Raw genomic sequence first — 25506 nt, 5'->3', positions numbered from 1 at the left:
CGCGGGGTCGCCGACGCTCGACGACCTTCGCTGCGTTTTTCGACCCGCCCTACTGCTCGATGCCGCTCGCGCGCTTCTCGACCTCGCCCTTCAGCGCCGCGGCGTCGAACTCGTGGTCCGGCCGGATGGCGACGAAGTCGAAGAAGCGCTGTGCGGCGAGGAGTTCCTCCGACTCGTACCACTCCGACGCGGCGGCGACGGTTTGGGGGGCGCCGATCAGCGGCTCCAGCGCCGCCATCGCGCTCGCGAGGTCGTACGCGGTCGCGCTCTCGCGGCCCGCCTCCTGGTCGACGCTCGTCGCGTCGATGAAGTAGAGGTCGTCGCCGCGGATCAGGACGTTCTCGGCGCGGAGGTCGCCGTGCGCGAGGCCGGCGTCGTGGAGCGTGCGGAGCGTGCCGAACAGCTCGGGGGCTAGCGCGGCCTCCCGCTCGCGGTCCAACTCGTCCAGCGTGCGGAACTCGGGGAGGTACTCCAGCACGAGCACGCCGAACTCCCCGACCTCCAGGGCCTCGACCGGCTCCGGCGCGTTGACCCCCAACTCGCGCATCCGGCGCGTCGCCTCCAGCTCGTGTTGGGCCATCTCGTAGGGGGAGTCGAACCGCTGGAAGAACCCCTCCGTGCCGGCCGAGAACGCCCCCAGATTTCTGCCGGTCGTGAACAGCGCGTGGACGAGCGTGTTCTGCGGCGTGATCACCTTCACGAAGAGGTCGTCGTCGAGCACCAGCGGCGTCGAGAGCCAGTTGTCCGCGTCGAGAAACTCGACACGGACCTCCTCGCGGTCGTAGCGAGCCGCCAGCTCGCGGACGACCCGCTCCAGGTCGGGCCAGTCGACCGTCCCGCGCACGAGCCGGCGGAGCTCCATCTGTCTCCGGGAACGGCCGCCGCGCTGATAAACCCTCTCGCTGGGGGCGACGCGAGGCGGAACGGACCGGGCGACGCCGCCTCCCGCGGACCCGCCACTGGCCGAAGACTAAAACGTTAAGCGCCGGCCCGCACAAGGGTCGCTCATGCTTCAGTCCGCGCTCCAACCGGAGCCGCTTCCGATCCCGGAGACCGCCGGCGCCGTCCTGCTCGTCAGCCTGCTCATCACGGCCGTGTGGGCCGCCTACCTCTTCCGCTGAGGCCGCGAGCCGCGTTTCCGGTTCACGCCTCCGCGTCCGTCGCCTCCACCCTGTCCCGGAGCCACGCGGCCGCCGCCGCCGCGGTTTCAGGGTCGGTGGCGGTGATCTTGATCCGCACCGTCTCGCCGGGGTACGAGCCGACGGAGACGTCGAACTCCGCGCGGAGGTCGCCGATGCGGTCCAGCAGCGCGCTCTCGGGCTCCGTCGTCTCCACGGTCTCCGCGTAGGTCCGCTCGCCGGTGAACTCGTCGGCGACGCCGCGGAACATCGCCTTCATCTCGGCGGGAACGCCCGGGAGGACGTACGCGGACTCCACGACCGCGCCCGGCGCGACCCCCGCCTCGTTCGGAAGCAGCCGCGCGTCCGCCGGGAGGTGCGTCGTCCGCGGGTCCAGGTCGTCCGCGCTGTACCCATCGCGCTCGTCGAGCCACGCCTCCGCCTCGGGGTGTTCGCGCACGTCGCGCCCGAACGCGGCCGCGACGCCCTCCATCGTCACGTCGTCGTGCGTCGGGCCGAGGCCGCCGGTGACGATCACCGCGTCGTACTCGGCGTGGTACTCGTTGACGACGCGCGCGATCTCTCCCGTCTCGTCCGGGACGGTCGTGACGCGCCGGACGCGCACGCCCCGGGCGTCCAGTTCGTCGCAGAGCCACGTCGCGTTGGTGTTCTCCGTGTCGCCCGCGAGGAGTTCGTCCCCCACGGTGACGATCCCTACCTGCATGGACGGACGGAGGGACGGCGCGGTGAAAAGCCCGCCGGGCGAGCCGGGGCGCCCCGCGCTGAGCGCCGCCGATCAGCGCGGACCGCGCGGCGGCCCGTCGTCGCCGTCGTCGCCCCCGGAGCCGATGCCCATCTCCAGTCGGCGCTGGCGGAGCGCCTCGAGTTGGCGGCGGAAGCGGTAGAGCCCGGCCGCGCCGACGACCAGCGCGATCCCGACGAGGCCGAGGAAGATCCAGAAGTCGCGCTCGCTGTACGCCTGCACGAGCACGGTGTCGGTCGTCACGTCCTCGGCCCACGTGATGCGCTCGCGGTCGCCGCCCCGGTCGATTTCGTAGCCGCTCGGCGAGATCTCGCCGAACAGCGCGAAGTCGGTGGTGAAGCCGGGCGGCAACGTGACCTCGTAGGTGCCCTCGACGAACGTGGGCAACACGAACCGGCGGGGCGAGCCGTCGCCCGCGAACGCCACCTTGCCGTCGGTCATGTCGTCGTCGAACCGGACCCACACCTCGTCGGCGGTGCGCTCGATCTCGCCGCCGGTCGCGCGGAACTCCGAGCCCGTGATCACGGTGCCGTTGGGGTACTGATAGCGGAACGCGCGGGGGTTCCGCGGCTCCTCGACGCCGTACCCGGTCTCCTGGTAGATCCGCAACTCGCCGTCGTCCGGGACCGCGTACACCGCCGTGAACGTCGACCCCTGCAGGTCGATCCGGGCGTCGTACTCGCTGTCGAAGACGTACTCTGCGGGCGGTTCGGCGTCGAGCGTCTCGTTGGACACCTCGCCGCCGTCGGTCACGTACGCGAGACAGCCGGCGCTGGCGACGAGCGTCAGCACCGCGAGCAGGGCGAGGAGTTTCCTGTTCATCTCAGGCCGGGAGGACACACCGCATCTCCGCCGGCAGGTAGGAGCCGATGGAGGCTAACAGCCCCGGCGGGTCCGTCCCCTCGCCGACGACGACGCTCTGTTCGAGCAGGCCGAGTCGCTCGACGGTGACGATGTCGCGGGCGTGGCCGGCGCGGTTGACGGTCGCGCGCACCTCGCCGCGGGTCGCGGAGTTGACGTTGACGCGGCCGTCGCCGCGGCGCCAGTCGTAGAGGCGGTCGCGCTCGGCGTCCGCGAGCCGGTGGGCGCCGTCCTCGCCGCCCTGATAGACGAACGTCATGGGGGTGTGCTGGACGAGGCCGAAGCGCTCGACGATCTGTTCGGGCGAGCCGGCGCCCAGCCCGAGTTCGCTCGTGGGGACCCGTATCTCCACGCCGGCGTCGAGGACGAATCCGTCCTCGTCCCAGCGCTCCAGCGTTCCGACGAACGTCTCGTCGGGCTCGTGGGCGTCCGGGTCGACCGCCCCCCACTCCTCGGCGAGGACGTTCGCGGCCACGGTGGCGTCGTCGCCGTCGAGGGCGACCGCGACGAAGTCGTCCTCGCGGACGGAGACGTCCCACTCGACGCGGAGGTCGCCCACGTCGTTGCCGACCAGCGAGTTCATGCCGTCGAGCGCGCGGTCGCGGGCGTCGCCCGCCACGTAGCACTTGGTTGCGAGGACGACCATCAGCCCGTCACGTCCACGTTGAGCTCGTCGCGGAGCTCGTCGGCGCGCTGCTCCATCGCGTCGATGAGGCGGTCGTTCTCCATGGCGTCGAGCGGGGAGCCGCACTCCGGACACTCGAAGCCGAAGTCCATCGCCTCGCCGAACTCGAACCGGATCGAGCAGACCTCACAGAGGTAGAACTCGTGGGTGCGCTCGTACTCCTCGCGGTCCTCGATGGCCGAGAGGAGGCGGTACATCTCCTCCTCCAGGTTCTCCGGGATGTTCTCGTAGTGGAACGTCCAGAGGTAGGTGAGCCATCCGGAGTCCTCGTCGCGCACGCGACGGTACTCCGCGAGGTCGTTCTCGTAGAGGATGAACAGCGCCCGGCGGACGTCGTTCAGCTCCAGCCCCAGCTCCTCGGCGAGCTCCTCGTCGGTGACCTCGCCGTCCGGGGGTGCCGCCGCCACCGGCATGCCCGTCGGCCCGACCAGCTCGTGTAAGTACTTCTGGATGACGGGGTCGTTCAACAGATCCTCAAAAGCCATTGCGGGAAAGTCGGCCCGGAAATCGTTTAAAAGCTCCGGAAGACGGTGTGTGCCGGGGTCCCGGTCCCCGCTCACCGCCACCGGCCGACGGTCGGCAGACATTTGTGTGCCTCCGTGCAGGGACGGGACATGAACGCCGTCACACGACCGACCGCGGGCGAGGCGTTCGGGGCGCTGCTGCTCGCGGCCGTGCCGGCGGTGCTCGTCGCGCTCCCCGCCGCGGCCGTCGCCCCGCTGCTGCCCGCTCCGCCGACCGTGCCGGCCGCGGCCGGCGCCGCGGTCGGCCTCCTCGGCGGGCTCGCGGCGGGTCCGGTCCTGGTCCGGCGCACCGTCAGCACGCTCCCCGACGCGGAGGACGACGCGCTGACGGAGGCGGTCGACGCGGTCGCCGCCGACCTGGGGATACCGGAGGCCGATCGCCCGGCGGTGCGCGTCGTCGGCTCCCGTGCCGCGACCCTCGCGGTCGTCGACGGCGGCCTGCTCGCGACGCCGACCCTCGTCGCGCCGACGCGGCTCCGCGAGTTCGACGACGCGGCCCGCGACGCGGCGATCGCGCACGCGCTGACTCGACTGCGAAATCGGAACGCGCTGCTCGTCACCCTGACGCTCGGCGCCGCGCTGCTCGTCGAGTTGTGGACTCTGGTGGGGATCGACCTGCTGCGTCACCGCGACGACGGCGACGAGGACGACGGCCCCCGGATGCTGGGCGAGCGGGACCGCCGTCGGGGCGTCCCTCCCGCCGCGTACACGGGCGCCGGCGTCCTGCTGTTGCTGCTCGCGGTCCCGTTCTGGCTCGCGTTCGCGCTCGGGGACCGCCTGCTGATCGGGGGCGGACGCCGGCGAGCGGACGACGCCGTCCGCGCCGCGGACCGCGGCGAGGGACTGATCGACGCGCTCGCGTTCGCCCGCGACGCCGCCGGCGACCGCGACTGGCCGCCGTCGCTCGACCGGCTCTCGGTGTCGCCGCTCTCGGACCCCGCCACGCGTCGCGCTCGCGGCACGAGTCGCAACGAGACGCGGGTCCGACTGGCACGGATCCACACGGCGCGCTGAATCGCCCGGCTCTCGCGCCCGGATCTGCCGTTCATCAGCTGTCTATCAACCGTCCATCAGTCGTCCATCAATCGCCCGTGAGCACGCGCGTGCCGTCGTACGTCTGCGCCAGTCCGTCGAGCGCCTCGTGGTGGGAGGCGGTGTGCGGCGCGGTCAACGGGGACACGGAAACCCGACCCTCCACGACGGCCCGTCGGTCGGTGCCCTCCGGATCCGGGATGTCGCCGGCGCGCATGTGGTCCCAGATGCGGTCGTGGAGGACCACGTCGCCGTTCTCGCCGCGCTCGGCGTCCATCTCGTAGAGGGTGGAGGGCTCGGTCACCTCGATGGGCGCGACCGCCTCCGCGGGCGCGTCGAACCCCTCGGAATCCTCGAACAGCGGCGCGTTGACGTTGAGGTAGTCCGCGTGCTCGAAGACGCCGGCGTCGACCGCGTGGTCGACGAGGTAGCGCGTCGCGGCGGTGGCGTTCCGGTAGTTCGCGGGCGAGAGGTCGCGCTTCCACCAGTCGTCGCCGCCGGGGACGTACACCGAGGCGGCGACCGCGGGCACGTCGAAGAACGTCCCCTCGACCGCGGCCGAGACGGTGCCCGAGCGCCCGAGGACGTACGCGCCCAGGTTCGCGCCCTTGTTGCACCCGGAGACGACGACGTCGGCGTCCGCGACGAGTTCGCCAAGCCCGGCGACCACGCAGTCGGCGGGCGTTCCCTCGACCGCGAACCCCAACTCGTGGTCGTGGACGGTCACGTCGCCGGAGAGCGACCGGCCGACGGAGCTCTGGTCCTCCGCGGGCGCGACCGCGACCACGTCGTAGGCGTCCGCGAGCGCGTCGTACAGCGCGCGGAATCCGACCGTGTCGATGCCGTCGTCGTTCGTCAGCAGGACCCGGTCGACGCTCATGACCGTGTGTGGGGCGGCGGCGCGCAAAAGCACACCGGCACCGGCGGTCGAGCGGTCCACGCAGGAATTCGGCCGTGAGACGATGGCGCCGACCGCCCGTGGCCGGAACGGAAACGCACACAAGGTCTCGGCCGAAACGGGGGGTATGGGACTCGGCGGCACAGCCAAGAAGATCCAGACGCTCGCGGAGAAGGCCGAACAGACCTACCAGAAGATCACGGAGCTCCGTGAGGAGGTCGAGGAGACGCAGGACACGGTGAACGGCACCGCGACCCGCGTCGAACACCTCGAGAACGAGATGGCCGAGCAGCGCGCGGTGCTCGACGCCGTCGCGACCGAGGTCGGCGTCGACCTCGACGCGGTCAGCACGGAGGCGCACATCAACGAGGCCGAGGCGGACGACGAGGGCGCCGAGACCGCGGATGCCGCGGACGACGCCACGGACGACGGTGCAGACGTCTGAGACGCACTTTTAACATGCCGACGCGACACGGGGGCGTCATGGAGGACACCGACCCGCTCGTCGCGGCGGGGCTGGACGCGCTCCCGATCCAGGCCGCGATCCTCGACGGCGAGGGGGTCATCCGCTACACGAACCGACGGTGGCAGGAGTTCGGCGAGGAGAACGACATCGCGTGGAAGCCGGATACCGTCGGCGTGAACTATCTCGGGGTCTGTGACGCGGCCGACGATCCCGACGCCGAGGCGGCCGCGGCCGGGTTGCGGTCGATCCTCGCGGGTGAGGAGGAGACGTTCGCCTTCGAGTACCCCTGTCACTCGCCGGACGAGCAGCGGTGGTTCCTGATGCGCGCGGCTCGCTTCGAGCACGACGGCGGGACGTGGGTGTTCGTCTTCCACCTGAACATCACCGATCGGGTGCTCGCCGAACGGGCCGCCGAGGCGCGCGCCGACCGGCTGGAGGCCCTCTCCGGGCTGCTGGCGCACGACCTGCGCAACCCCCTCGCGGTGGCGCTCGGCTACACGGAGATGGTCGTCGCGGAGCACCCGGACGATGACCGACTCGACCGCGTGTCCAACTCGCTGTCCCGCATGGAGGAGCTGATCGAGGACGCGCTCGTGCTCGCGCGCCACGACGACGCGGTGTCGGTCGAGCCGGTCGACCTCGCCACGGAGGCGCGGGACGCGTGGGCGCAGGTGCCGACCGCTCGCGCCACGCTGTCGGTCGTCGACGACCTCGTCTTCGACGCGGACCCCGGCCCGCTTGCGCACCTGTTCGAGAACCTGTTCCGCAACGCGGTCGAGCACGGCGGCGACGGGGTGGCGGTCACCGTGGGCGCGACCGCGGACGGCTTCTACGTCGCCGACGACGGGCCCGGGATTCCCCCGGCGGTGCGCGAGGAGATCTTCGAGACCGGCGTCTCCACGACCCACGAGGGAACGGGCCTCGGCCTCGCCATCGTCGCCGCGGTCGCGGAGGCCCACGGCTGGTCCGTCCGCGCGACCGAGAGCGAGGCGGGCGGCGCGCGGATCGAGGTGGGGGACGTGAGCGTGGCCGATGACGGTCACGCCCGGAACTGATCGCCTCCACGTTCTCGTTCGTCGACCCGTCTCGAAGCGGCTCCGCCTCGGCCGCTCGCGTTTTCACGGTCGGACGGGAATACGCTTCCGTGAGCAGAGAGGCACGCGAGAGGGCGAAAGAACACGGGCAAAAGAGCGGGAAGGGTTCGCAGTTCCTGCCCCGTCTGCTGGGTCGAGTCGACGGCGGCGAGTCGGGCGACGAAGCGTTGGACGGAGACAAATAGGGCGCGTCTCGGCCGCGTTCAGCGTTTTCGAGGTGGAGCCTCCGGCCTCAAGGAGCGACCGAAGCGTAGCGCCGAGGGAGTAGGGTGGGGTAGTTTACCCGAGGACGTAGTCGAGCAGGGGGTACTTCTCCACGAGCGGTTCGCCGTCGACCTCGTAGTTCTCGATATACCGGTCCAGCCCGAGGATGCGGCCCGCGCCGAAGGCCGCGACCGCGAGGAAGACGAGCAGGTACGCGAAGTCGCCGTTAATCAGTCCGTGGGCGACGTCCCAGTTCGCGAGGTAGAACATGCCCATCATGCTCGCGCCGAAGAACGCCGCGAGGCGGACGAACGCGCCGACGATGAGGCCCAGCCCGATGGCGATCTGGCCGAACGGCACGGCCACGTCGACGAACGCCATGAACGCCGCGCTGTTGGCCATCCAGAGGAACGCGCCGACCGCGGGGCCGCCGTTCTCGGGCACCGCGAACGCGAGGTAGCCGTATGCGCTGAAGGGCTCGGGGCCGAGTAGCTTGCTCAGGCCCGCGTTGAGGAACGCGAAGCCCATCATGAGCCGGAGCGCGAGCACGAACCACGCCGACAGCGAGTGGGCGCGGCCGCGGACGGTGAGCCCGCCGAGGGTGCTCTCGAAGGTGTTGACGCCGGTGAGGGGTGTCTTGGTTGCCATTGTGTTTCTCCGGTTGAACGGACGCGCGACTGCAGCATATATACCGACAGCGGTTCTCCGGATCGGAGAACGTGCGACGCGGCGTGTACGACCCGCGTTCGCGGACCGCGTGCGCTGCCGACGCCGACCCTTTGATTACGATGCCGGGCGCAGCCGTCGCCATGAAGCAGCCCGCATCGCGGTCCGACGACCCGCCCTCCGAGGCGGTGTTCGCGGCGCTGGACGATCCCGCCTGCCGCGACATCGTCGGATCGCTCGACGAGCCGATGACCGCCAGCGAGGTCGCGGACGCCGCGTCCGTCCCGCTGTCGACGACGTACAAGAAGCTCGACCGGCTGACCGAGGCCGACCTCGTCGCCGAGCAGACGGAGCTTCATCCCGGCGGCCACCACCGGTCCAGATACGTCACCGCCTTCGACCGCCTCGTGGTCGGGCTTGACGAGCGACGGGAGTTCGCGGTGAGCGTCGAGCGGGACCTCGCGGAGCCCGAACGACAGCTGCTCGGCATGTGGTCGGAGCTGCGGAGGGAGACGTGAGCGCGCTGCTCGCGGCCTCAGCGGCGGCATTCCTCCCGCTACAGGGCGCGCTCGCTCCCTCCCTCGTGGTCGCGCTGAAGACGGCGACGCTGGTGCTCGGCGGGCTGATCACCTACTTCGCGGCGAGCGCGTACCGGCGGACCGGTGCGCGGCCCATCGGCGCGCTGGCCGTGGGGTTCGGGCTGGTGACGCTCGGCGCCCTGCTCGCGGGCGCGGCCCAGCAGGCGTTCGGCTTCGACACGGACGCGGTCCTGATCATCGAGTCCGCGCTCTCGACGGCCGGCTTCGGCGTAATCCTCTACTCGCTGTACGCGGAGTGGTAGCGGCCTCCTCCCCCGCGGCGGCCACCGTCCGAGATAACCCACCCGCTGCGGGGGGATGGAAACCTACACAAGCCGGGACAACTTTTGCCACCTTATGACCACCCATCGGGAGCCGCTTCCCTCCGTGCTGGAGACGGTCGGGGAGACGCCGCTCGTCCGCGTGCAGGCCTCGCCCGACGCGGTGCCGGTGTACGCCAAGCTGGAGTCGTTCAACCCGGGCGCGAGCATCAAGGACCGCATCGGGAAGCACATGCTCGAGCGCATGCTGGAACGGGGCGACGTCGAGCCCGGGGGCACGATCATCGAGCCGACCGCGGGCAACACCGGCATCGGCATCGCGGTCGCGGCCGGCCGGCTGGACCTCGAGGCCGTCTTCGTCGTCCCGGAGCGGTTCTCGGTCGAGAAACAGCAGCTCATGCGCGCGCTCGGCGCCGAGGTGATCAACACGCCCACCGACGAGGGGATGGGCTACGCCATCGAGCGCGCCCACGAACTGGCGAGCGAGCTGGACAACGCGGCGGTTCCGCAGCAGTTCTCGAACCCCCTCAACGCGGAGGCGCACTACGAGACGACCGCGCCCGAGATCGACGACGCGCTCGACGGCGAGGTCGGCGCGGTCGTCGCCGGCTGCGGCACCGGGGGCACGCTGATGGGGATGGCGGACTACTTCCGCGAGCGCGAACCGGACACCTTCGTCGGTGCCGTCGAACCGGAGGGCTCCGCCTACCGCGAGTTCTTCGACGAGGACGTCGAGCACGAGGAGTACAAGACCGAGGGGATCGGCACCCACGACATCTCCACCAACGTCCTGTTCGACCCCGAGAAAGTCGACGAGATCCTCCCGATCCCCGACCGCGACACCCACGAGGAGATGGGCCGCCTCGCCGCCGAGGAGGGCCACCTCGTCGCCTCCTCCTCGGCCGCGAACTCGCTGGCGGCGCTGGAGATCGCCGAACGCGCGGCCGACGGCGAACTCGACCTCCCGCACGACTCCGTCGTCACCGTCTTCCCGGACTCCTCCGAGCGCTACCTCTCGAAGGGCGTGTATCGCTCCTACGAGGAGTGGGAGGGGTAGTCGGTCCCGGCGGCGGCGTTCACTCGAAGCGGCCGCCCAGCGTCGTGTACCCCGCCGCGACCGCGGCCCCCCACAGCACGTGCGCGACGAGCCCGACAGCGGGGAGGTTCGGCAGCGGCGACGGTATCCCCACGGCGCGGAGCCACAGCGGCATCACCACGCCGGCCGCGACGAGCCAGAGCAGGATCCCCCACGTCACGCCGGCGGCGCCGGCCCGCAACGGTCCGCCGACGCGGTCGCGGAGCCGCCACGTCGAGGCCCCGGCGACGAACGTCAGCGCGAACACGACGCTGTGGAACAGGTGCGTGATCCAGCCGACCGCCGCGCTCTCGACGCTGTACAGCGCTCCGATGACCGGCAGCACGCCGCTGGCGAGCCAGTAGACGCCACCCATCACGACGCCGGCACCGAGTCCCGCGGCCACCGCGCGGCGGAGGTTCGGGTAGGCGACGCCGACCGTCGCCTCCGCGGCGTCCGTGTCCGCGCGCGGAAGCCGGAGCGTGACGCGGGTCAGGTCGCCGTTCGTAACCGCGACGGAGCCGTTGTAGCCGCTGACGAGCAGCGTCACCGCCTGCAGGTCGAAGCCGCTCGACGGGTCGTCGTACTCCGGGAACGAGCCGCGTTCGAGCACGTCCCGCTGGCGCTCGGAGAGGGGCCGCCCGTCGTCCGCGACGGTGATCGCGACCGCGTGACGCTCGACGGCCGCCTCGACGTCCACGCGGTCGGCGTTTCGGACCTCGACCGCGTGGTCGATCAGCCGGTCGATCGCCGCGGCGAGCCGTTCGTCCGCGTCGATCAGCGCGTCGTCGGCGTCGGCCGGAAGCGCGACGCGCACGTCAGCCCCCTCGCGGTCCCCGACCGTCGTGGCAAGCGCCGAGAGCCGGAGACGCTCGCCGCCCTCGGTCGAGCGAGCGATCGACCCGATCCCGGAGACGGTCTCTTCGATCCGGGCCGCGCCGCGGCGGATGGCGTCGACCGAGCGGTCGCGGTCGGCCGCGGCCTCCCGGAGCAACTCGGCGTGCCCGTCAACGATAGTCGCCGCGTTCAGCACCTCGTGACGGAGGAGGCGGTTGATGAACCGGGCGCGGTTGGCGCCGCGCATGATCTCCTCGCGTCGATCCCGGAGCGACGCCTTGCGGTGTCCGTTGACGATCCCGCCGACGGCGCCGGCCAGCAGGACGTTCGCGACGAGGAGTTGGACCTCGAAGGTCTCGGAGACCATGCCGACGCCCGTAGCCGCCAACGTCACGCCGAGCGCGACGATCATCGCGGCCGTGCCGAGCAGACAGCCCGCGGTCACGTCCGCGACGTACGCGGGCGTGAACGCGCCCACCGCCAGCGCGACGCCCGCGACCGTGAGCGCCAACCCCACCACGAGCGGCACGAGGGTCGCGGCGACCGTCAGGGGACCGCCGGCGACGATCACCGCTTCGCTCACGAAGAAGCGCGTGATGACGAACCCGAGTCCCGCGACGACCCCGCCGCCGTATCGACCGAGCACCCGCCGCGCCGGTGACGGCTCGTCGGGAGTGGGGTCGCTCATACCTCATTCAACCGAGGTTTCTCAATAAAGGTACGCAACGGCTTCGCGCCCGCCGGACTGAAAAGAGGTTTCGACCGCGGCGCGGCGAGCTGCCGTCTCAGACCCCGAGCGCGTCGGTGATGGTCTCGCGGGCGTCGAGCAGGGCCTCGTCGGTGCGGTCGCGCGGGCGCTCCGCGTCCACGTCGACGACCCGCTCGACGGTGCCGGGCTGGCCGCCGAGCACGACCACGCGGTCCGAGAGGTAGGCGGCCTCCGCCACGTCGTGGGTGACGAGCACGACCGTCGCGTCGCGGTCGTCCCAGACGTCGAGCAGGTGGTCCTGCTGTTCGCGCTTCGTCAGCGCGTCGAGCGCCGAGAACGGCTCGTCCAGCAGCAGGACGGCCGGCTCGTAGGCGAGCCCGCGCGCGAGCGAGACGCGCTGAGCCATCCCGCCGGAGAGCTCGCCGGGGCGGGCATCCGCGAAGTCACCGAGGTCGACCTGATCCAGCAGCCCGTCGACGCGCTCGCGCGCCCCCTCCGTGTCCGGATCGACCTCAGCCGGGAGTCCGACCGAGACGTTCTCCCGGACGGTCGCCCACGGGAGCAGCCGCGGCTCCTGAAAGACCATGCCGACGCGGTCGCTGCCCTCCTCGCGGACGTCCGCGCCCGCGACGGTCGCGCGTCCGTCGAACGTCTCCTCGAGGCCGGAGAGCACGCGCAGCAGGGTGCTCTTGCCACAGCCCGAGGGCCCGACGACGGAGACGAACTCCCCGTCCGCGACCGACAGGTCCACGTCGCGGAGCGCCACCGTGTCGCCATACGCCTTTCCGAGCCCGGAGACGCCGAGGATGGGGCCCTCCCCCGCGGTCGTCGCTCCGTCGACCTCGCCGGCGTCACCAGTCGACGACACGGTCGTGCACCCCCTTCACGAGCAGGTCTGAGAGGTTGCCGAAGAAGGCGAAAAGCAGGATGGAGCCGACGATGATGTCCGGGCGGCTCATCACGCGCCCGTCGCTCATCAGGAAGCCGAGCCCCTGGCTGGCGGCGATCAGCTCGGCCGCGACGACGAACATCCACGCCAGCCCGACGCCGCCGCGGAGCCCGACCAGCAGGTTCGGCAGCACGGCGGGCAGAACGACGCGACGCAGGGACTCGATCCGACCGAGGTCGTACACCTCGACGACCTCCAGTAAGTCCTCGTCCACGTCGCGGATCCCCGTCGAGAGGTTGAGGTAGACCGGGAAGAACGCGCCCACGGCGATCAGCGTCACCTTCGCCACCTCGCCGATGCCGAACCACAGCAGGAATAGGGGGACCCACGCCAGCGAGGGGATGTTCTTCCCGCTCTGGAACAGGGGGTCGAGCAGGTCGCTCCCGAGGTCGGAGACGCCCGTCAGGGTCCCGAACGCGACGCCGACCGCGGCGCCGAAGAGGACGCCGAAGAAGACGCGCTGGACGGTGACGGAGATGTGCCCGGCGAGTTCGCCGGCGACCGCCATTCCGTAGAGCGTCTCAACCACGGTGAGCGGCGCCGGAAGCTGGTGGGACGCGAAGACGCCGGTCGCGACGAGGACGTGCCAGACGACGACCAGCAGCGCGGGCACCACGAGCCCGAGCGCCCAGCGCAGGCGGTCGAGGCTCGGGAGGCGGTCGTCGCCGAACCCGCCCGCCTCGGAGACGGTCGCCATCACTCGATCACCGGCCGTGCCGTCTCGGAGTCGATCAGTTCGTCGACCGCCGCCTGGAGGTCTGCGTCCTCGCTGACCATCTCCTCCTCGTGGAGGATGGGGGCGAGGTCCGAGAGCAACTCGCGGTGCTGGTCGCCCGGGAGCGGCGTCGAGAGGTCGGTCCGCTGGGTGAACACGCGCTCGGCGACCGGCTCGGACATCTCCGATTCGGCCGCGAGGATGCCGGCCGTCTCTCCCGGGTTGTCGAGCGCCCACTGGCGGCCGCGCTCGTACGTCTCCAGCACGCGCCGCACGTCCTCCGGGTGCTCCTCCGCGAAGCCCTCCAGCACGTTGAGGAAGCCGTACGTGTTGAAGTTCGGCTCGCGGAAGAACAGGTCCACGTCGTTCTCCAGCTCCAGCTCGGCCATGTGGGGGTCGAGCCCGGCCCACGCGTCGACCTCGCCCTCGACGAGCGCGGTCTGTCCCTCCGGGTGCTGGAGGTGGACGACCTCCACGTCGGACTCGCTCAGTCCGGCCTGATCGAGCGCCTGCAGCAAGAAGAAGTGCGGGTCCGTGCCGCGGGTCGCCGCGACCGACTTCCCCTCGAGGTCCGCGACCTCGGAGATGCCCGAATCGCTCGGCGCGACCAGCGCGGTCCACTCCGGCTTCGAGTAGATGTACGGCGTCCGGATCGGCACGCCGTTCGAGCGCGCCATCAGCGCCGCGATCCCCGCCGTGGAGGCGAACTCCGCCTCGCCGCTCTGGGAGTACTCGTTCGCCTCGTTGCTGCCGAGGCTGAGCACCCACTCGACGTCCGCGTCCGTCTCCGCGAACGCCTCCTGCATCCAGTCGTGCTCGCGGATGACGAGGCTCACGGGGTTGTAGTAGGCCCAGTCGACCGTCACGGTCCGCGACCCGCCGGAGCCGCCGAGGTTGCCGATACATCCCGCGCCGAGCGCCGTCGCCCCGACCGCGCCGGCCGCGCCGAGGAATCGTCGTCGTTCCATGTTCACCGACACGCCGGCGGCCTCCCTTAACGTATGCTTACGCAGAATATTCAGTCCGCTCTATGATGTCTTGTGGTTATTTTTCTCCTAGGGATCTGGAGTCGGAAACCGAGAACGACCGGCAGAAAACCGAGGGCCGGCGTTGCGAGGACTGACACTCAGTGACACGGGCGGCTCGCTCCGATATCGGCGCGTTCCGGAAAGCAGATCCCCTTGCCGCTATGTCGGACCGACCCCGGATCGCGGGGCTACGGCCCCGCCGTGGAGACGATCTTGATCACGTCGCCCTCGCTCAGCTCGTGGGACTCGCCGATCCGGCGGCTCGACTTCGCGTCGACCGCGTGGAGGTACCCCTCGCCGATGTCCGTGTGAACCGCGTACGCGAGGTCCTTCGGCGTCGCGCCCGACCGGAGCAGGAAGGCGTCCGGGAGGACGTTCCCCTTCGCGTCGGTCCACTTGGCGGCGTCCTGGACGGGGTAGACGGTGATCCGGTCGAGCAGGTCGTACACCGCCTCGTTCAGCGCGGTCTGGACGCCCGTGCCGTCGACCTCGGCCATCACCTCGCGGATCGACTCCAGCCCGCTCCGCTGCGCGTCGCTCACGTCGCCGGTTATTTCGAACTCCGCGTCGCCGGGGTCGTACTCCGCGACGCCCGCCTCCGCGGCGCGGCGGAGCGCGAGTTCGCCGTCCGCGGTCGCCGCCACGACCGGCTTGTCGGTCCCCTCGCGCAGGCGGTCGAGCGTCCCCTCGGGCGCCGCGTCGGCCTTGTTCGCCACGACGACGATGGGCTTGGTTCGGCGGCGGACCGCCCGCGCCAGCGACTCGCGGTGCTCGTCGGTCCACTGGATCGGGTCCTCGGGGTACTCCAGTTCCCGAAGGACGCGCGTCACGTCGTGCTCGGTCGCACCGAAGCCCGTCAGCAGGTCCGTCAGCGCCTCGTCGACGTCGAAGTCGGGCGACCGGGACTTGCGCTCGACCCCCTCCCAGTTGCGGTCGACGATGCCCGCGAGCCACAGGTCCATCTCCTCCTCGATGAAGTCCACGTCGTCGAGGGGGTCGTGGCTCCCGGGCTCGACCGGTTCGCCCTCCGCGTTCGTCGCGCCCGAGGCGTCGACGACGTTGAGGATCACGTCGGCGTTCGTCAGCTCGTCGAGGAACTGGTTGCCGAGGCCCTTCCCCTCGTGGGCGCCCGGCACCAGTCCCGCCACGTCGAGCAGTTCGATCGGGACGTAGCGCTTCCCGTCGTGGCAGTTCTCGTTGCCGCAGCGCTCCTCGCGGTCGAGGCAGGGGCACTCGGTGCGGACGTGGGTCACTCCCCGGTTCGCGTCGATGGTGGTGAACGGGTAGTTCGCCACGTCGACGTCCGCCATCGTCGCGGCGGTGTAGAACGTCGACTTACCCGCGTTCGGCTTGCCCGCGAGCGCGACCGTGATCATACCCGACGCTCGCTCGCCCGGAAAAAGCGCCTTTCGGTCGGTCGCGGCCGCCTCGCGCCCCCGCGTGCGGCGGTCGGCCCCGGCCGCTTAGAGGACGTCGCCGACGCGCCGCGGCTCGCCCGACAGGTCGGGGTCCTCGGCGACGATCTGGAGGATCTCGTGGTCGGTCACGTCCTGATAGTTCTTCCCGGTGGCCTCCTCGATCAGGTCGACCTCCAGTTCGAACTCCGTGCCCTCGTACACCACGTCGACGCCGTCCTCGCGGATGGACAGTACCGTGCTCATGCCGCGTCGTACGCCGCAGTCATTTATAAGGCCACGGTGACGGCGTCGACGCGGTCGGGACTCGACCGCCGCCCGTCAGTCGTCCACGTCCGCGACGGTGTCGGGGGCGTCGGCGGAGGTGCCGGGGTCGCCGGTCGCGCCTTCGAGCGACGTTCCGGCGTCGACCGCGGCCGGCCCGTCCGCCCGCCGCAGCGTCTCGTGGAACCCGATCACCAGCGCGGGAACGACGACCATGAACAGGTGCTCCTCGACCGGGATGCCGAACAGGTCGTAACCCGTGCGCGCGACGATGGCGAAGACGCCGACCTCCAGCGTGTACCAGTCCCAGACGTACGCCACGGGGTACAGCGCCAGCACCGTCCGCGCGGCACTCCACAGCGCCTCCGCGCGGTACAGCAGGGCGAACGCGAGCGCGCCGAAGACGACCTCCGTCGCGAGGTAGGTGTAGGGGCCGAGGGCCGTGATGTCGGGGAGACCGACCCCCGAGAGCGGCCGGAACCACACCGCTACGAGCAGGGCGGCCAAGAACAGGTAGGTCCCGCGCACGAGGAGCATGGTGGCCAGGTCGGAGGGCGCGCGGTAGGCGACCGCCGCGACCGCGAGCAGGGCGATCGCGGCCGCGGGCGCGGCGGGCGGGAACAGGCCCGCGACGGTGAACCACAGCACCGCGATACAGCCGACGAGCAGCAGCGCGTACGCGAGGCGTCGCGCGCGGACGCGACCGAGCACCACCGCGACCGTGCGCTTGTCGATGGAGCGGTCGTACGCGAGGTCCGCCTCGTCGTCGACCACCTTCACGCCGGTGAGGACGACCAGGAACACGGCCGCGAACGCGAGCGTGGCGGGCGCCGCGCTCCCTGCCTGCACCACGGCGCCGCCGATCATCGCGACCGCGATGCCCGCCGGGTAGCCCATCGTCGCGCCGAGGGTGTGCACGTCGAGTTGTGGCGCGTGGAGGTAGCCGATCAGCCACATCGGCGCGGTCACCGCCGCCGCGGCGGGGCCGGCCGCGAGCCACAGCGCGGTCAGACAGCCCAGGAAGCCGACCGCCGCGCCCGCGAGTGCGAGCCGGCACCCCCGCGCCGTCAGGGGGTGGTCGTCGTCCTCCCCGCGGACGTGGAAGTCGACGTAGCCGTCCTTCACGTGCGCGGTGTAGACGGCGAAGAAGGCGGCCAGCGCGTGGACAGCGCCCAACCCGACCGAGAACTCGCCGGCGACGGCCGCGCCGAACCACGAGGCGGCCAGCGGCGGGAGCATGAACACCGGGTGCACCTGCGAGGCGAGCGCGCGACCGGCGGCGCCGACGCCCGCACCGTGCCGGGAAACGTTCATCGTACCTGATAATTCGCCCGCTCCCGCTTCAGTGTTGTGTGGTGTGTGGGCATGCAACAGTACAGGTTCGGGAGCGGCGTCCGCCGCGCGTCCGACGCCCCCCGACCGTTTATGCCCGTCGGGCGTCTGCGACCGTGTGTGTCACTCAGGGGGGACCCGATCGCCGAACTGTCGGTGCCGTCGGGGACGACCGTCGAGGAGCACGACCTCGTCACCGACGGGGACGTGCTGGTCGGCGGCCAGTCGACGGTGGAGTTCGGGGTCCGCGGGCGGAACGTCGCGGCCGGCGAGCGCGCCTCCTTCGGCAACGACATCGAGGCCGAGGGGGACTGCCGACTGGACATGCTGTGTGACGTGGACGGGAACGTCCTCGTCGGCGACGACGCGTACCTCGGCGAGCGGGTCCACATCACCGGCCGGCTGATGGTCTCCGGCGACCTCGACATCGGCGACGACGTGGACATCGAGGAGGGGTTCGAGGCCAACGGCTGGATCGTGATCCGCAACCCGGTGCCGACGCTCGTCTTCTACTTCATCGTCCTCTCGCAGCTGCTCCGGCTGGGCGAGGCGGACGCCGCGGACGACCTCGCGGAGGCGCTGTCGGGCGAGGAGGACCCGCGCGATCCCCTCGTCATCCCCCGCGGCGCGGAGGTCTCCGACGACGCGTGGCGCGTCTCCACGCCCGCCACGATCGGCGACGACTGCCGCCTCCACGGCAACGTCCGCGCCGAGGAGATCGCGGTCGGCCGCGACAACAACGTATTCGGGTCGCTGCGCGCTCGCGGCGACATAACCGTCGGCGAGGGAACGCTCGTCCACGGCGACGTGACCACGCGCCGCGGGACGGTCACGGTCGAGCCGGGCGCACAGATCCGCGGCGACGTGGTCGCGGGCGACCTGATCGTCCACGAGGGCGCCGAGATCGAGGGGACGCTGCGCGCCCGCGGCGAGATGAAACTCGTGCGACCGAAAGACGGCGCGGCCGGTGGGCCCAACGAGACCGACGAGGCCGACGACGGGACCGAGCGCGACGAGGCCGAAGAGACCGACGACGGGACCGAGCGCGACGAGACCGACGATACCGACGACGGGGCCGAGCGCGACGAGGCGAGGACTCCCGGGGGCGATGCCGAGGATGTGGACGACGGGTCCGCCGACGGTGAGGGGCCTGAGGGGGACGGTGAGCCTGGGGATGACGATAGGGTCGACCAGGATGATGAGGTCGACCACGACGATAAGGCCGAGAGTGTCGGCGTGTCAGAAGACGGTGACGCGACCGAGGACAGCGACGAACCGGCGGATGACGAAGCCGAGACCGGCGCCGGGGAGGACGAGGAGTCGACCGAACGCGTGGAGAGGGCGGGCGACGACGCGGACGGAGTGACCGCAGCCATCCTCGACGACGAGTTGGACCCCGACGCGGTTCGCGGGACGACCGAGCACGCGGCCGGCGACGCTGACGAAGCCGACGAGTCCGACGACGACGAACCGGCGGAGGGCTCCGCGAGCTAGCGTCACCGACCGCCCGCTGTCTCTCGACCCGGGTCGGTGACGAGCGCGTCCGCCGGCGTGGAACGGTTCGCGGTCGGTTCGACCGCGGGTTTTGCTACGGCTCGACGACCGGCGAGAAGACGTCGTCGTGGAGCGTTTCACAGACCGTGTCGGCGAGCGCACGCAGGTTGACCGCGTCCTCGCGGTTGTAGGAGACGAGCGTCTCCAGCGACGACTCGTCGCCGCGCTCGTACTCGCGCCAGAGCCGCACGGCGTCGCGCCCGGAGATGTCCGGCCGGTCGCGGTCGATGCCGAGTTCTTTCTCGATGGGCTTGAGCCCCCCCGAGAGCCCGATCCGCTTGCAGGGGTACATCAGGTCGAGGTGCGGCGTCTCCACCTCGATGTCGAGGCTCGTCTCCAGGAACGGCACGTCGAAGCGGGCGCCGTTGAACGTCGCCAGCAATTCGGCCTCGCGAAACTGCTCGCGCACGCGCTCGGCCGTGAGGTCCTCGCCCTGCACCAGCGTCGTCGTCTCGCCGTCTCGGTGAAAGCTGACCGTCGTCACCTCGTCGCGGCGCTCGTCCAGTCCGGTGGTCTCGATGTCGAAGAAGCAGGTCTCCGCGCGGAAGTTCTCGTAGAGTCGCCAGCGCTCGCCCGAGGGGAAGGCGCCGTCGAAGAACGCGGCGTTTCCGTCGTCGAGGTGCGTCCACGCCTCCGCGATGAACGACTCGATGCGGCCGGCGGTCGTCGGACCCACCCCGGACACGTCCGCGGACGGGTCGAACGCGTCCCAGTCGGTCATCCCGCGCTCCCAGAGCCGGCGCTCGGTCGCCTCGCCGACCCCCCGAACGGGGATGAAGCTGTTCTCGATGCGCATACCGGACCCCCGCGCTCGCCGGCCTTCAACCTCGCGCTCCGGCGACCGCGTCCCGCCGGCTTATGACCGCGGCGCGCCAACGACCGCTCATGTGCGGCCGTTACAGTCTGACCGCTTCCCGCGACGCCCTCGAAGCCCGGTTCGGGGCCGCCTTCCCCGAACACGAGCCACGCTACAACTGCGCGCCCGGCCAGCGGCTGCCGTTCATCTCGGCGTCGGAGCCGGACGAGGCGACCCGCGGCGAGTGGGGGTTCACGCCGACGTGGGCCGACGACGCGTTCGGCCAGATCAACGCTCGCGCCGAGACCGTCCGCGAGAAGCCGGCGTTCCGCGACGCCTTCGAGGCGCGGCGCTGCGTCGTCCCCGCGGACGGGTTCTACGAGTGGACCGAGACGGGCGGACGCAAGCGCCCGCATCGGGTCGCATTCGCAGACGACCGCCCGTTCCTCATGGCGGGGATCCACGCGCGCTGGGAGGATCCCGATGCCGCGGCACAGACCGGCCTCGACGCCTTCGGCGGCGGTACAGCGACGGACGAAAATGAGGCGGGCCCGACGGAGACGTTCGCGGTGCTCACGACCGATCCGAACGACCTCGTCGCCGACCTCCACCACCGCATGGCGGTTATCCTGACCCCCGACGACGCTGAGACGTACCTCCACGGGAGCCCCGAGGAGGCGGCCGCGCAGCTACGGACGTATCCCGCCGACGAGTTGCGGAGCTACCCGGTGTCGACGCGCGTCAACGACCCCGCGAACGACGATCCGGGCCTCGTCGACCCGGTCTGAGGCCGCCCGCTTCGGCGATCACTCCGAGGGTCGCTCGCCCCCGTCGCCGGACTCCGGTGCGTCCTTCCACTCGCCGAGGCCCGACGGGTCGAGATGGACGTGGACGTCGCCGACGCCCTCCATCCCGCGGAGGCGACTCACGACTTCCGTTTCCACGTCGTGGGCTTCGCGGAACGGCAGGCTCCCGTCGACCTCGACGTGGACCTCGACTTCCAGGTCGGTCCCGTCGTAGAAGACGCGCAGGTCGTGGATCCCCTCGACCTCGGCGTGTTCGCGGATCGCCTCCACGATCCGCCGTCGTTCGCCCTCCGGCGGCGCCGCACCCACGAGGTAGTCGACGTTCTCCCGGGCGATCTCGACCCCCTGATAGACGACGAGGACGCTGACGAGCGCGCCGGCGAGCGGGTCCAGGATCGGGTATCCGACGTACACGCCGAGGATCCCCACCATCGCGGCCACCGTCGTGTAGATGTCGTTCAGGCAGTCGGCCACCAGCGCGCTCAGCGCGGCCGATCCGAGGTCCGCGTTCACCCACGCGGTGTATCGGTAGACGACGTACATATCCAGCATCGCGAAGCCGAGCGCCGCGACCAGTACCGGACTGAACGTCACGCCGGCCCCCTCCAGGAGGCCGAGGGCGGACTCCCGGAGCAGGTTCAGCCCCAGGACGACGATCACCGCGCCGACGAACAGCGCCGTGAGCGGTTCGATCCGCTGGTGGCCGTGCGGGTGCCCCTCGTCGGCGGTCTCGTACCGGCTGCCGCCCCACAGGAACACGACCACGCTGGCGACCAGGTCCGCGACAGAGTGGGCGGCGTCAGCGACCAGCGCCACGCTGCCGAACGCGACGCCTGCGGCCCCCTCGACGGCGATCTTCACCGCGTTTCCGAGGACGTTGACCAGCGCCGCCCGTCCGAACCGGCGGCGGTCGTCCGTCGAGGTCCCCTCCGACATGGACGCACCTCGTCGCCCCCCGGTCTTAAGCCATGTGTCAGCCGACCCCGCGGCCGCCGCGGGCCCGGAGCCGGTTCGCGATCTCGGAGTCTGGGTTCGGAGTCTCGGTTCGGAGTCTCGGTTCGGAGTCTCGGTTCCACCGCCTCTCTGCCCGACCCACCGATCGGTCCCGGATTTCCCGCCTCGATCGGAGTAGCTACCGCCCGAAACTCTATATCGCGCTATGAAGTTTATGAGTTCGTTCTCGATCAGACTTTCGACGGTTCCACGACAACGCAATTGCTGCGGGCGTCTCCCAAAAATCGCTCTGGAGGGTTCTCAGACGCCGAGACGGAAGACGTTCGCCTCGTAGGTCTCCCGGACCTGTCCGCCCCAGTTGTGGGTGTAGGTGTCGATGATGTCGTCGGCGACGTCGCCTCGGAGGTACTTCACCACGCCGCGGTCGCCGGTTCTGTCCCGCAGGTGGGTGGTGAAGAAGTGGCGGAAGTAGTGGGGCGTGACGTTCTCCGCGGCGCCGCCGCCGGTGCGGTACCAGCCACGCTCGCGAGCGTGCTGCTCGACGATGTGGCGGACGGTCTCGGGGTCGACGCGCTCGCCCCAGCCGTCGGCGGTCCCCACGAACAGGGGATCGGCCTCGGAGACGCCGTCGGGACGCACTGCGAGCCACCGCTTGAGCGTCCGCGCGAGCTCGTCGTCGACCGGTATCACGGTATCCCGTTTGCGCTTGTTCGCGGCCGTCCGCACCTCCCCGTTGAGGGGCTCGCCGACCGCGGCGTCGGCGGTGACGAACACCGAGTCCGGGCGCGAATCGAGCGCCGGTCGCGTCCCCAGCTCGAAGCCCTCCTGCAGTTCCGGGTCCGTCAGGGAGACGTCCCGGAGGTCGAGGTTGCAGAGTTCGCCCACGCGCATGCCGGTCTTTAAGAGCGTCACCACGAGCGCACGGTGGAGTGGGTGCCGGATCGACCCCACGAACGACCGCATCGTGGGGACGTCGATCTCCCGGCGGGCGGGGTCCTTGTCGACCGACTCGTCCATCTCCTCCATCACGAGTGTCATGGGGTTGGCGTCGAAGGCGCCCACCTGCGTCATGTAGGCGTAAAAGCGGTGGAGATACGCCGCGTACGTCGCGACCGTGCTCGCGGCCGCCTCGCCCCGCAGCGAGTGGACGAACGCCATGCAGTCGCGGTGCGTGGCCTCGCTGGGCGCGACGGAGACGCCGCGCGGGTTCGTCTCGGGGTCCGACAGGAATTCCTCGAACCGCCGCAGGACGCGCTCGTAGGCCGTCCGCGTCCGGTCCGTCTTTCCGTGGAAAGTGAGGTCTTCCAGGAAGTATCCGACCGGATCGGCGGGATCGACCGCGTCGGTGCCGGTGGCCCGTCCGCTCATCGCTGGTCGCCCATCAGGACGTACCCCCCTTCGCGGCCGCTGTACCGAACCCGGTCCTCGGACTGGAGGTCATCGAGCGCGTTCTCCAGTCGCTCCTCGAGGTCGCCCGAGAGAGCGTCGAGCAGATCCTCCCACGAGAGCGGCCCCTCCCGAGACAGCACCGATTCGACCCGGCTTTCGAGGCCGTTACCCCCAGGGTTCGTCCCCTCCTCGTCGCCCTCCTCGGGGTTACTCCCGTTCCCCGTCGTGAACCCCCGTCTCCCGGCCTGTACCATCGTTCGCACGAACTCGCTCTGGCTCATGTCGAGTTCGTCCGCGTGCCGCTTCCACTCGGATTTTTGGTAGGACGGTACGTACGTCTTCACCGCCGTTCGATCGGTGTCCGGTTCCGACGACATTCGTGATCCGAGGCTCGCCCGCCCCGCTAATCAATCTATCCCCACACTGGTGGATAAGAGACCTTATCAAAATATCCGGCACCATAATACGACCACCATTCTACGCATATCTGGAAAAACATGACCATCAAACGGCCGAGATAGTCCCAAAATATTGGATAATGAATCGACGTCCGAAGCGAATTCCGTTCTTAGAGAACGGTCAAAAATTTCGCTGTCGACCGCCGGTTCGTCCCGCCTCTCGAGCAAAGAGAGATTCCCGTTCGGCACATTCATCAGTTTTCGGATACTTCATCTCCGCCGTTCGCTGACCCGACCCGCGTGGAATACGGCCGCGACTTGAGCAGACGCCTGACTAGTCCGACCGGGCCCCTCCCCCGAGAGTCACGGGCGACGCTGCGACGTGAGCTCCGGCCGACCACGTCGACCGCGAAGTCGGGACAGGAGTTCGGGCGGACGACGAACCGTCCCGGCAGCGACGGCTTCCGGGGCTCCGGCTCCGCCGGTATGGGGGTGTCTCGAACATGAGGCGGCCGGATCGGCGACCGCGAGTCGCCACGGCGTCGGCCGCGGAGCCGCGCCGGCCTGCGTGACGAATTCCCCGCCCCCAGCGACGGCTGACGGGCCCGGGATCCCGGACGCCACCGATACCGCGGCCGAGCGGTGAGACGACGAGCGCGGAAGGACCCTGATCGTAACCGCGGCTTTGACGCCGGATGGACGTATTCCCGGTGAGCGGTCCCTCCCGAGCCATCCCGACACAGAACCCGCATGAGACCGCGTGAACGCGTTTCTCGGCGTCTTCCGCCTGACGGACACACACCGAAACCGTTCCGTCTCGGCGCTGCACGCGGTCGTGAGAACTGGACGCGTTCGGGAAGCACCTCGAGTCGGCGTCGGTCGGCGATCGGGCTTCGCAGGGCCTCGGAGCCAGTCCGAGGTGGAGCCCTCGATGGAGACGATTCCGGACAAACCCATTACCGATATGGCGAGATCTCTCCCGTGTTTCCGTTTCTTCTCCGAGGACGGGAACGGCCAGCAGCGAACACATAAACTACATTCCGCTATACCTAATTCGTCCGTATCGGTCGCCGTGTTCGAGCCAGGATCGCCGGGCGGATCGACAAGTCCTACTGGAGACGGCGGCCGAACTCGAGAACAGGCGTCAGAACCGCACACCGCGTCCGCAGTCGAGTGTCCGGGGTTCAGACCGTGAGCGCCGACTCGAGGTCGGGGCCGACGAGCAGTTCGCGGACGCGCTCGACCGACGGATCGGCTTCGGCGCGGTTCTCCATGAGCACCGTTTCGCTCGGGAACAGGTGCTCGCCGAGGACGAGTCCGTGGTCGCGGGCGGTCGAGCCGGTCACGGTGAGGTAGACGCCGAGGCCCGTCTCCGCGATGGCCGCCTCCTCCTCCTGGTCCGGGTCGGGATACGCGAAGTCGACGTCCGCGAGCGCGTCGGTTCCGAGGACGGCCGTCACCAGGCGCTCGTACCGGGGGGAGATACAGAGCGGACCCTCGTAGTCGGCGACGAACGCGCGGTCGAGGTCGGTCCCGGAGGGCAGCACGTCGGGGGTGGCCATCAGGGTGTGGTAGACGGTGTCGCCGAGGCCCGTGACGACGCGCACGTCCGTATCCCGAGGGTCGATCCGGCGGTTGATGTCGGCGAGTTCGGCGATGCCCTCCCGCTCGATGCCGACGACCTCCTCGAGGACCAGGTCCGCGGAGTCGAACCCGAGCGCGAACTCGTGCGTTCTGAGCGCGCGGAACGGCTCCTCGCGGCCGACGAGCTTCACGGACACGTCACCGATCTCGACGGTCGCGGCGTCGAAGACGATCCGGCGCGGCTTGCCGTCCCGGTCGTCCCGCAGCAGAGTGTACTCGGGCGCGGCGGGGGCTTCGTGGTCGGAGTAGTCCGCGAGTCGCTCGTAGGGACCGCGGTCCGCATCGAGTTCGTCCTTCGTGACGGCCTTCTCGTAGCGGAGCGTGCTGCTCACGTCGTCGGCGAGCGGCGCCGCGTCACCGACGTGCGCGAGACGCTCGAGCACGGCTTCGAGCGGTCGGCCCTTGCGCGGGACGGCGACCGGAACCGGCGTAGTCATTGGCGACGTTCAGGGAGCGCGGGTAAAACGGGTT

At 70.5% G+C, this 25506-nt stretch carries 27 protein-coding genes; 8 read left to right on the top strand and 19 right to left on the bottom strand.

Annotation, left to right across the window (positions count from 1 at the left end; all coding sequences use genetic code 11):
- Nucleotides 1-49: 49 nt before the first annotated feature.
- The 5 genes from ACQE3L_RS11195 to ACQE3L_RS11175 form a co-directional block, all read right to left on the bottom strand.
- Nucleotides 50-862, bottom strand: coding sequence for an RIO1 family regulatory kinase/ATPase domain-containing protein (locus ACQE3L_RS11195; protein ID WP_426963872.1), 813 nt, complete (start codon nucleotides 860-862; stop codon nucleotides 50-52).
- A 281-nt stretch (nucleotides 863-1143) separates the two neighbouring features.
- A complete protein-coding gene (locus ACQE3L_RS11190) occupies nucleotides 1144-1842 on the bottom strand; it encodes a competence/damage-inducible protein A (protein WP_426963871.1) in 699 nt (232 codons plus the stop codon).
- 72 nt (nucleotides 1843-1914) lie between these two features.
- Nucleotides 1915-2703, bottom strand: a complete 789-nt coding sequence (locus ACQE3L_RS11185; protein ID WP_426963895.1) for a DUF5803 family protein — start codon at nucleotides 2701-2703, stop codon at nucleotides 1915-1917.
- 1 nt (nucleotide 2704) lies between these two features.
- Nucleotides 2705-3388, bottom strand: a complete 684-nt coding sequence (locus ACQE3L_RS11180) for a DUF2110 family protein (RefSeq protein WP_426963870.1) — start codon at nucleotides 3386-3388, stop codon at nucleotides 2705-2707.
- Nucleotides 3388-3912: a transcription factor gene (locus ACQE3L_RS11175; RefSeq protein WP_426963869.1), complete on the bottom strand. Its 525-nt coding sequence runs from the start codon at nucleotides 3910-3912 to the stop codon at nucleotides 3388-3390. Before ACQE3L_RS11175 ends, ACQE3L_RS11180 begins: the two co-directional genes overlap by 1 nt.
- Nucleotides 3913-4041: 129 nt before the next feature.
- Here ACQE3L_RS11175 and ACQE3L_RS11170 point away from each other — a divergent pair, with 129 nt between their 5' ends.
- On the top strand, nucleotides 4042-4965 hold the full coding sequence (locus tag ACQE3L_RS11170) for a hypothetical protein (protein ID WP_426963868.1): 924 nt from the start codon (nucleotides 4042-4044) through the stop codon (nucleotides 4963-4965).
- Nucleotides 4966-5032: 67 nt separating this feature from the next.
- Here ACQE3L_RS11170 and surE read toward each other — a convergent pair whose 3' ends face one another.
- Entirely contained in the window at nucleotides 5033-5863 is an 831-nt protein-coding gene (gene surE, locus ACQE3L_RS11165) for a 5'/3'-nucleotidase SurE (RefSeq protein WP_426963867.1), read from the bottom strand.
- A gap of 145 nt (nucleotides 5864-6008) precedes the next feature.
- Between surE and ACQE3L_RS11160 the strand changes: the two genes are divergently transcribed.
- Entirely contained in the window at nucleotides 6009-6326 is a 318-nt protein-coding gene (locus ACQE3L_RS11160; protein ID WP_426963866.1) for a DUF5798 family protein, read from the top strand.
- Between the two features lie 38 nt (nucleotides 6327-6364).
- Nucleotides 6365-7402 carry a sensor histidine kinase gene (locus ACQE3L_RS11155; RefSeq protein ID WP_426963865.1) on the top strand — a complete coding sequence of 346 codons (1038 nt, stop codon included), beginning with the start codon at nucleotides 6365-6367 and terminating at the stop codon, nucleotides 7400-7402.
- A 318-nt stretch (nucleotides 7403-7720) separates the two neighbouring features.
- Here the strand turns inward: ACQE3L_RS11155 and ACQE3L_RS11150 are convergent, their stop codons facing one another.
- Entirely contained in the window at nucleotides 7721-8293 is a 573-nt protein-coding gene (locus tag ACQE3L_RS11150; protein WP_426963863.1) for a DoxX family protein, read from the bottom strand.
- A 161-nt stretch (nucleotides 8294-8454) separates the two neighbouring features.
- Between ACQE3L_RS11150 and ACQE3L_RS11145 the strand changes: the two genes are divergently transcribed.
- From ACQE3L_RS11145 to ACQE3L_RS11135, 3 genes are all read left to right on the top strand, one after another.
- A complete protein-coding gene (locus ACQE3L_RS11145; protein ID WP_426963862.1) occupies nucleotides 8455-8829 on the top strand; it encodes a helix-turn-helix domain-containing protein in 375 nt (124 codons plus the stop codon).
- Nucleotides 8830-8834: 5 nt separating this feature from the next.
- Nucleotides 8835-9152 carry a DUF7521 family protein gene (locus tag ACQE3L_RS11140; protein ID WP_426963894.1) on the top strand — a complete coding sequence of 106 codons (318 nt, stop codon included), beginning with the start codon at nucleotides 8835-8837 and terminating at the stop codon, nucleotides 9150-9152.
- Nucleotides 9153-9246: 94 nt separating this feature from the next.
- Nucleotides 9247-10227 carry a PLP-dependent cysteine synthase family protein gene (locus tag ACQE3L_RS11135; RefSeq protein ID WP_426963861.1) on the top strand — a complete coding sequence of 327 codons (981 nt, stop codon included), beginning with the start codon at nucleotides 9247-9249 and terminating at the stop codon, nucleotides 10225-10227.
- 19 nt (nucleotides 10228-10246) lie between these two features.
- Here the strand turns inward: ACQE3L_RS11135 and ACQE3L_RS11130 are convergent, their stop codons facing one another.
- The 7 genes from ACQE3L_RS11130 to ACQE3L_RS11100 form a co-directional block, all read right to left on the bottom strand.
- The gene (locus ACQE3L_RS11130) at nucleotides 10247-11770 is read right to left on the bottom strand and encodes an ATP-binding protein (protein WP_426963860.1); all 1524 of its coding nucleotides are present in this window, start codon (nucleotides 11768-11770) and stop codon (nucleotides 10247-10249) included.
- Between the two features lie 97 nt (nucleotides 11771-11867).
- On the bottom strand, nucleotides 11868-12659 hold the full coding sequence (locus ACQE3L_RS11125; protein WP_426963859.1) for an ABC transporter ATP-binding protein: 792 nt from the start codon (nucleotides 12657-12659) through the stop codon (nucleotides 11868-11870).
- A complete protein-coding gene (locus ACQE3L_RS11120; RefSeq protein ID WP_426963858.1) occupies nucleotides 12643-13437 on the bottom strand; it encodes an ABC transporter permease in 795 nt (264 codons plus the stop codon). Before ACQE3L_RS11120 ends, ACQE3L_RS11125 begins: the two co-directional genes overlap by 17 nt.
- A complete protein-coding gene (locus ACQE3L_RS11115) occupies nucleotides 13437-14423 on the bottom strand; it encodes an aliphatic sulfonate ABC transporter substrate-binding protein (protein ID WP_426963857.1) in 987 nt (328 codons plus the stop codon). Before ACQE3L_RS11115 ends, ACQE3L_RS11120 begins: the two co-directional genes overlap by 1 nt.
- 248 nt (nucleotides 14424-14671) lie before the next feature.
- Nucleotides 14672-15859: a redox-regulated ATPase YchF gene (locus ACQE3L_RS11110; RefSeq protein ID WP_426963856.1), complete on the bottom strand. Its 1188-nt coding sequence runs from the start codon at nucleotides 15857-15859 to the stop codon at nucleotides 14672-14674.
- Nucleotides 15860-15946: 87 nt separating this feature from the next.
- Entirely contained in the window at nucleotides 15947-16144 is a 198-nt protein-coding gene (locus ACQE3L_RS11105) for a DUF5800 family protein (protein ID WP_058366789.1), read from the bottom strand.
- A gap of 75 nt (nucleotides 16145-16219) precedes the next feature.
- Complete coding sequence (locus tag ACQE3L_RS11100; RefSeq protein ID WP_426963855.1) at nucleotides 16220-17476, bottom strand: UbiA family prenyltransferase; 1257 nt, start codon at nucleotides 17474-17476, stop codon at nucleotides 16220-16222.
- 138 nt (nucleotides 17477-17614) lie between these two features.
- Between ACQE3L_RS11100 and ACQE3L_RS11095 the strand changes: the two genes are divergently transcribed.
- A complete protein-coding gene (locus tag ACQE3L_RS11095; RefSeq protein WP_426963854.1) occupies nucleotides 17615-18988 on the top strand; it encodes a polymer-forming cytoskeletal protein in 1374 nt (457 codons plus the stop codon).
- A 94-nt stretch (nucleotides 18989-19082) separates the two neighbouring features.
- Here ACQE3L_RS11095 and ACQE3L_RS11090 read toward each other — a convergent pair whose 3' ends face one another.
- Nucleotides 19083-19844, bottom strand: a complete 762-nt coding sequence (locus ACQE3L_RS11090; RefSeq protein ID WP_426963852.1) for a ribonuclease H-like domain-containing protein — start codon at nucleotides 19842-19844, stop codon at nucleotides 19083-19085.
- An 89-nt stretch (nucleotides 19845-19933) separates the two neighbouring features.
- On the opposite strand from ACQE3L_RS11090, the gene ACQE3L_RS11085 reads away from it, so the two are divergent.
- Nucleotides 19934-20632 (top strand): SOS response-associated peptidase, encoded by a 699-nt coding sequence (locus ACQE3L_RS11085; protein ID WP_426963851.1) that lies wholly within the window; start codon nucleotides 19934-19936, stop codon nucleotides 20630-20632.
- 18 nt (nucleotides 20633-20650) lie between these two features.
- On the opposite strand, the gene ACQE3L_RS11080 is transcribed toward ACQE3L_RS11085, so the two are convergent.
- The 4 genes from ACQE3L_RS11080 to ACQE3L_RS11065 form a co-directional block, all read right to left on the bottom strand.
- A complete protein-coding gene (locus ACQE3L_RS11080) occupies nucleotides 20651-21586 on the bottom strand; it encodes a cation diffusion facilitator family transporter (RefSeq protein ID WP_426963850.1) in 936 nt (311 codons plus the stop codon).
- 318 nt (nucleotides 21587-21904) lie between these two features.
- Nucleotides 21905-22972, bottom strand: a complete 1068-nt coding sequence (locus tag ACQE3L_RS11075; protein WP_426963849.1) for a tyrosine-type recombinase/integrase — start codon at nucleotides 22970-22972, stop codon at nucleotides 21905-21907.
- Complete coding sequence (locus tag ACQE3L_RS11070; RefSeq protein WP_426963847.1) at nucleotides 22969-23370, bottom strand: DUF5805 domain-containing protein; 402 nt, start codon at nucleotides 23368-23370, stop codon at nucleotides 22969-22971. Before ACQE3L_RS11070 ends, ACQE3L_RS11075 begins: the two co-directional genes overlap by 4 nt.
- A gap of 1205 nt (nucleotides 23371-24575) precedes the next feature.
- Entirely contained in the window at nucleotides 24576-25472 is an 897-nt protein-coding gene (locus tag ACQE3L_RS11065) for a phosphoribosyltransferase HisG-related protein (protein WP_426963846.1), read from the bottom strand.
- Nucleotides 25473-25506 lie beyond the last annotated feature (34 nt).

This window comes from Haloparvum alkalitolerans, assembly GCF_050122995.1.
Lineage (GTDB): Archaea > Halobacteriota > Halobacteria > Halobacteriales > Haloferacaceae > Haloparvum > Haloparvum alkalitolerans.
Note: the sequence above shows the minus strand (reverse complement) of the source record. Positions and strands in the feature narration are given on the sequence as shown.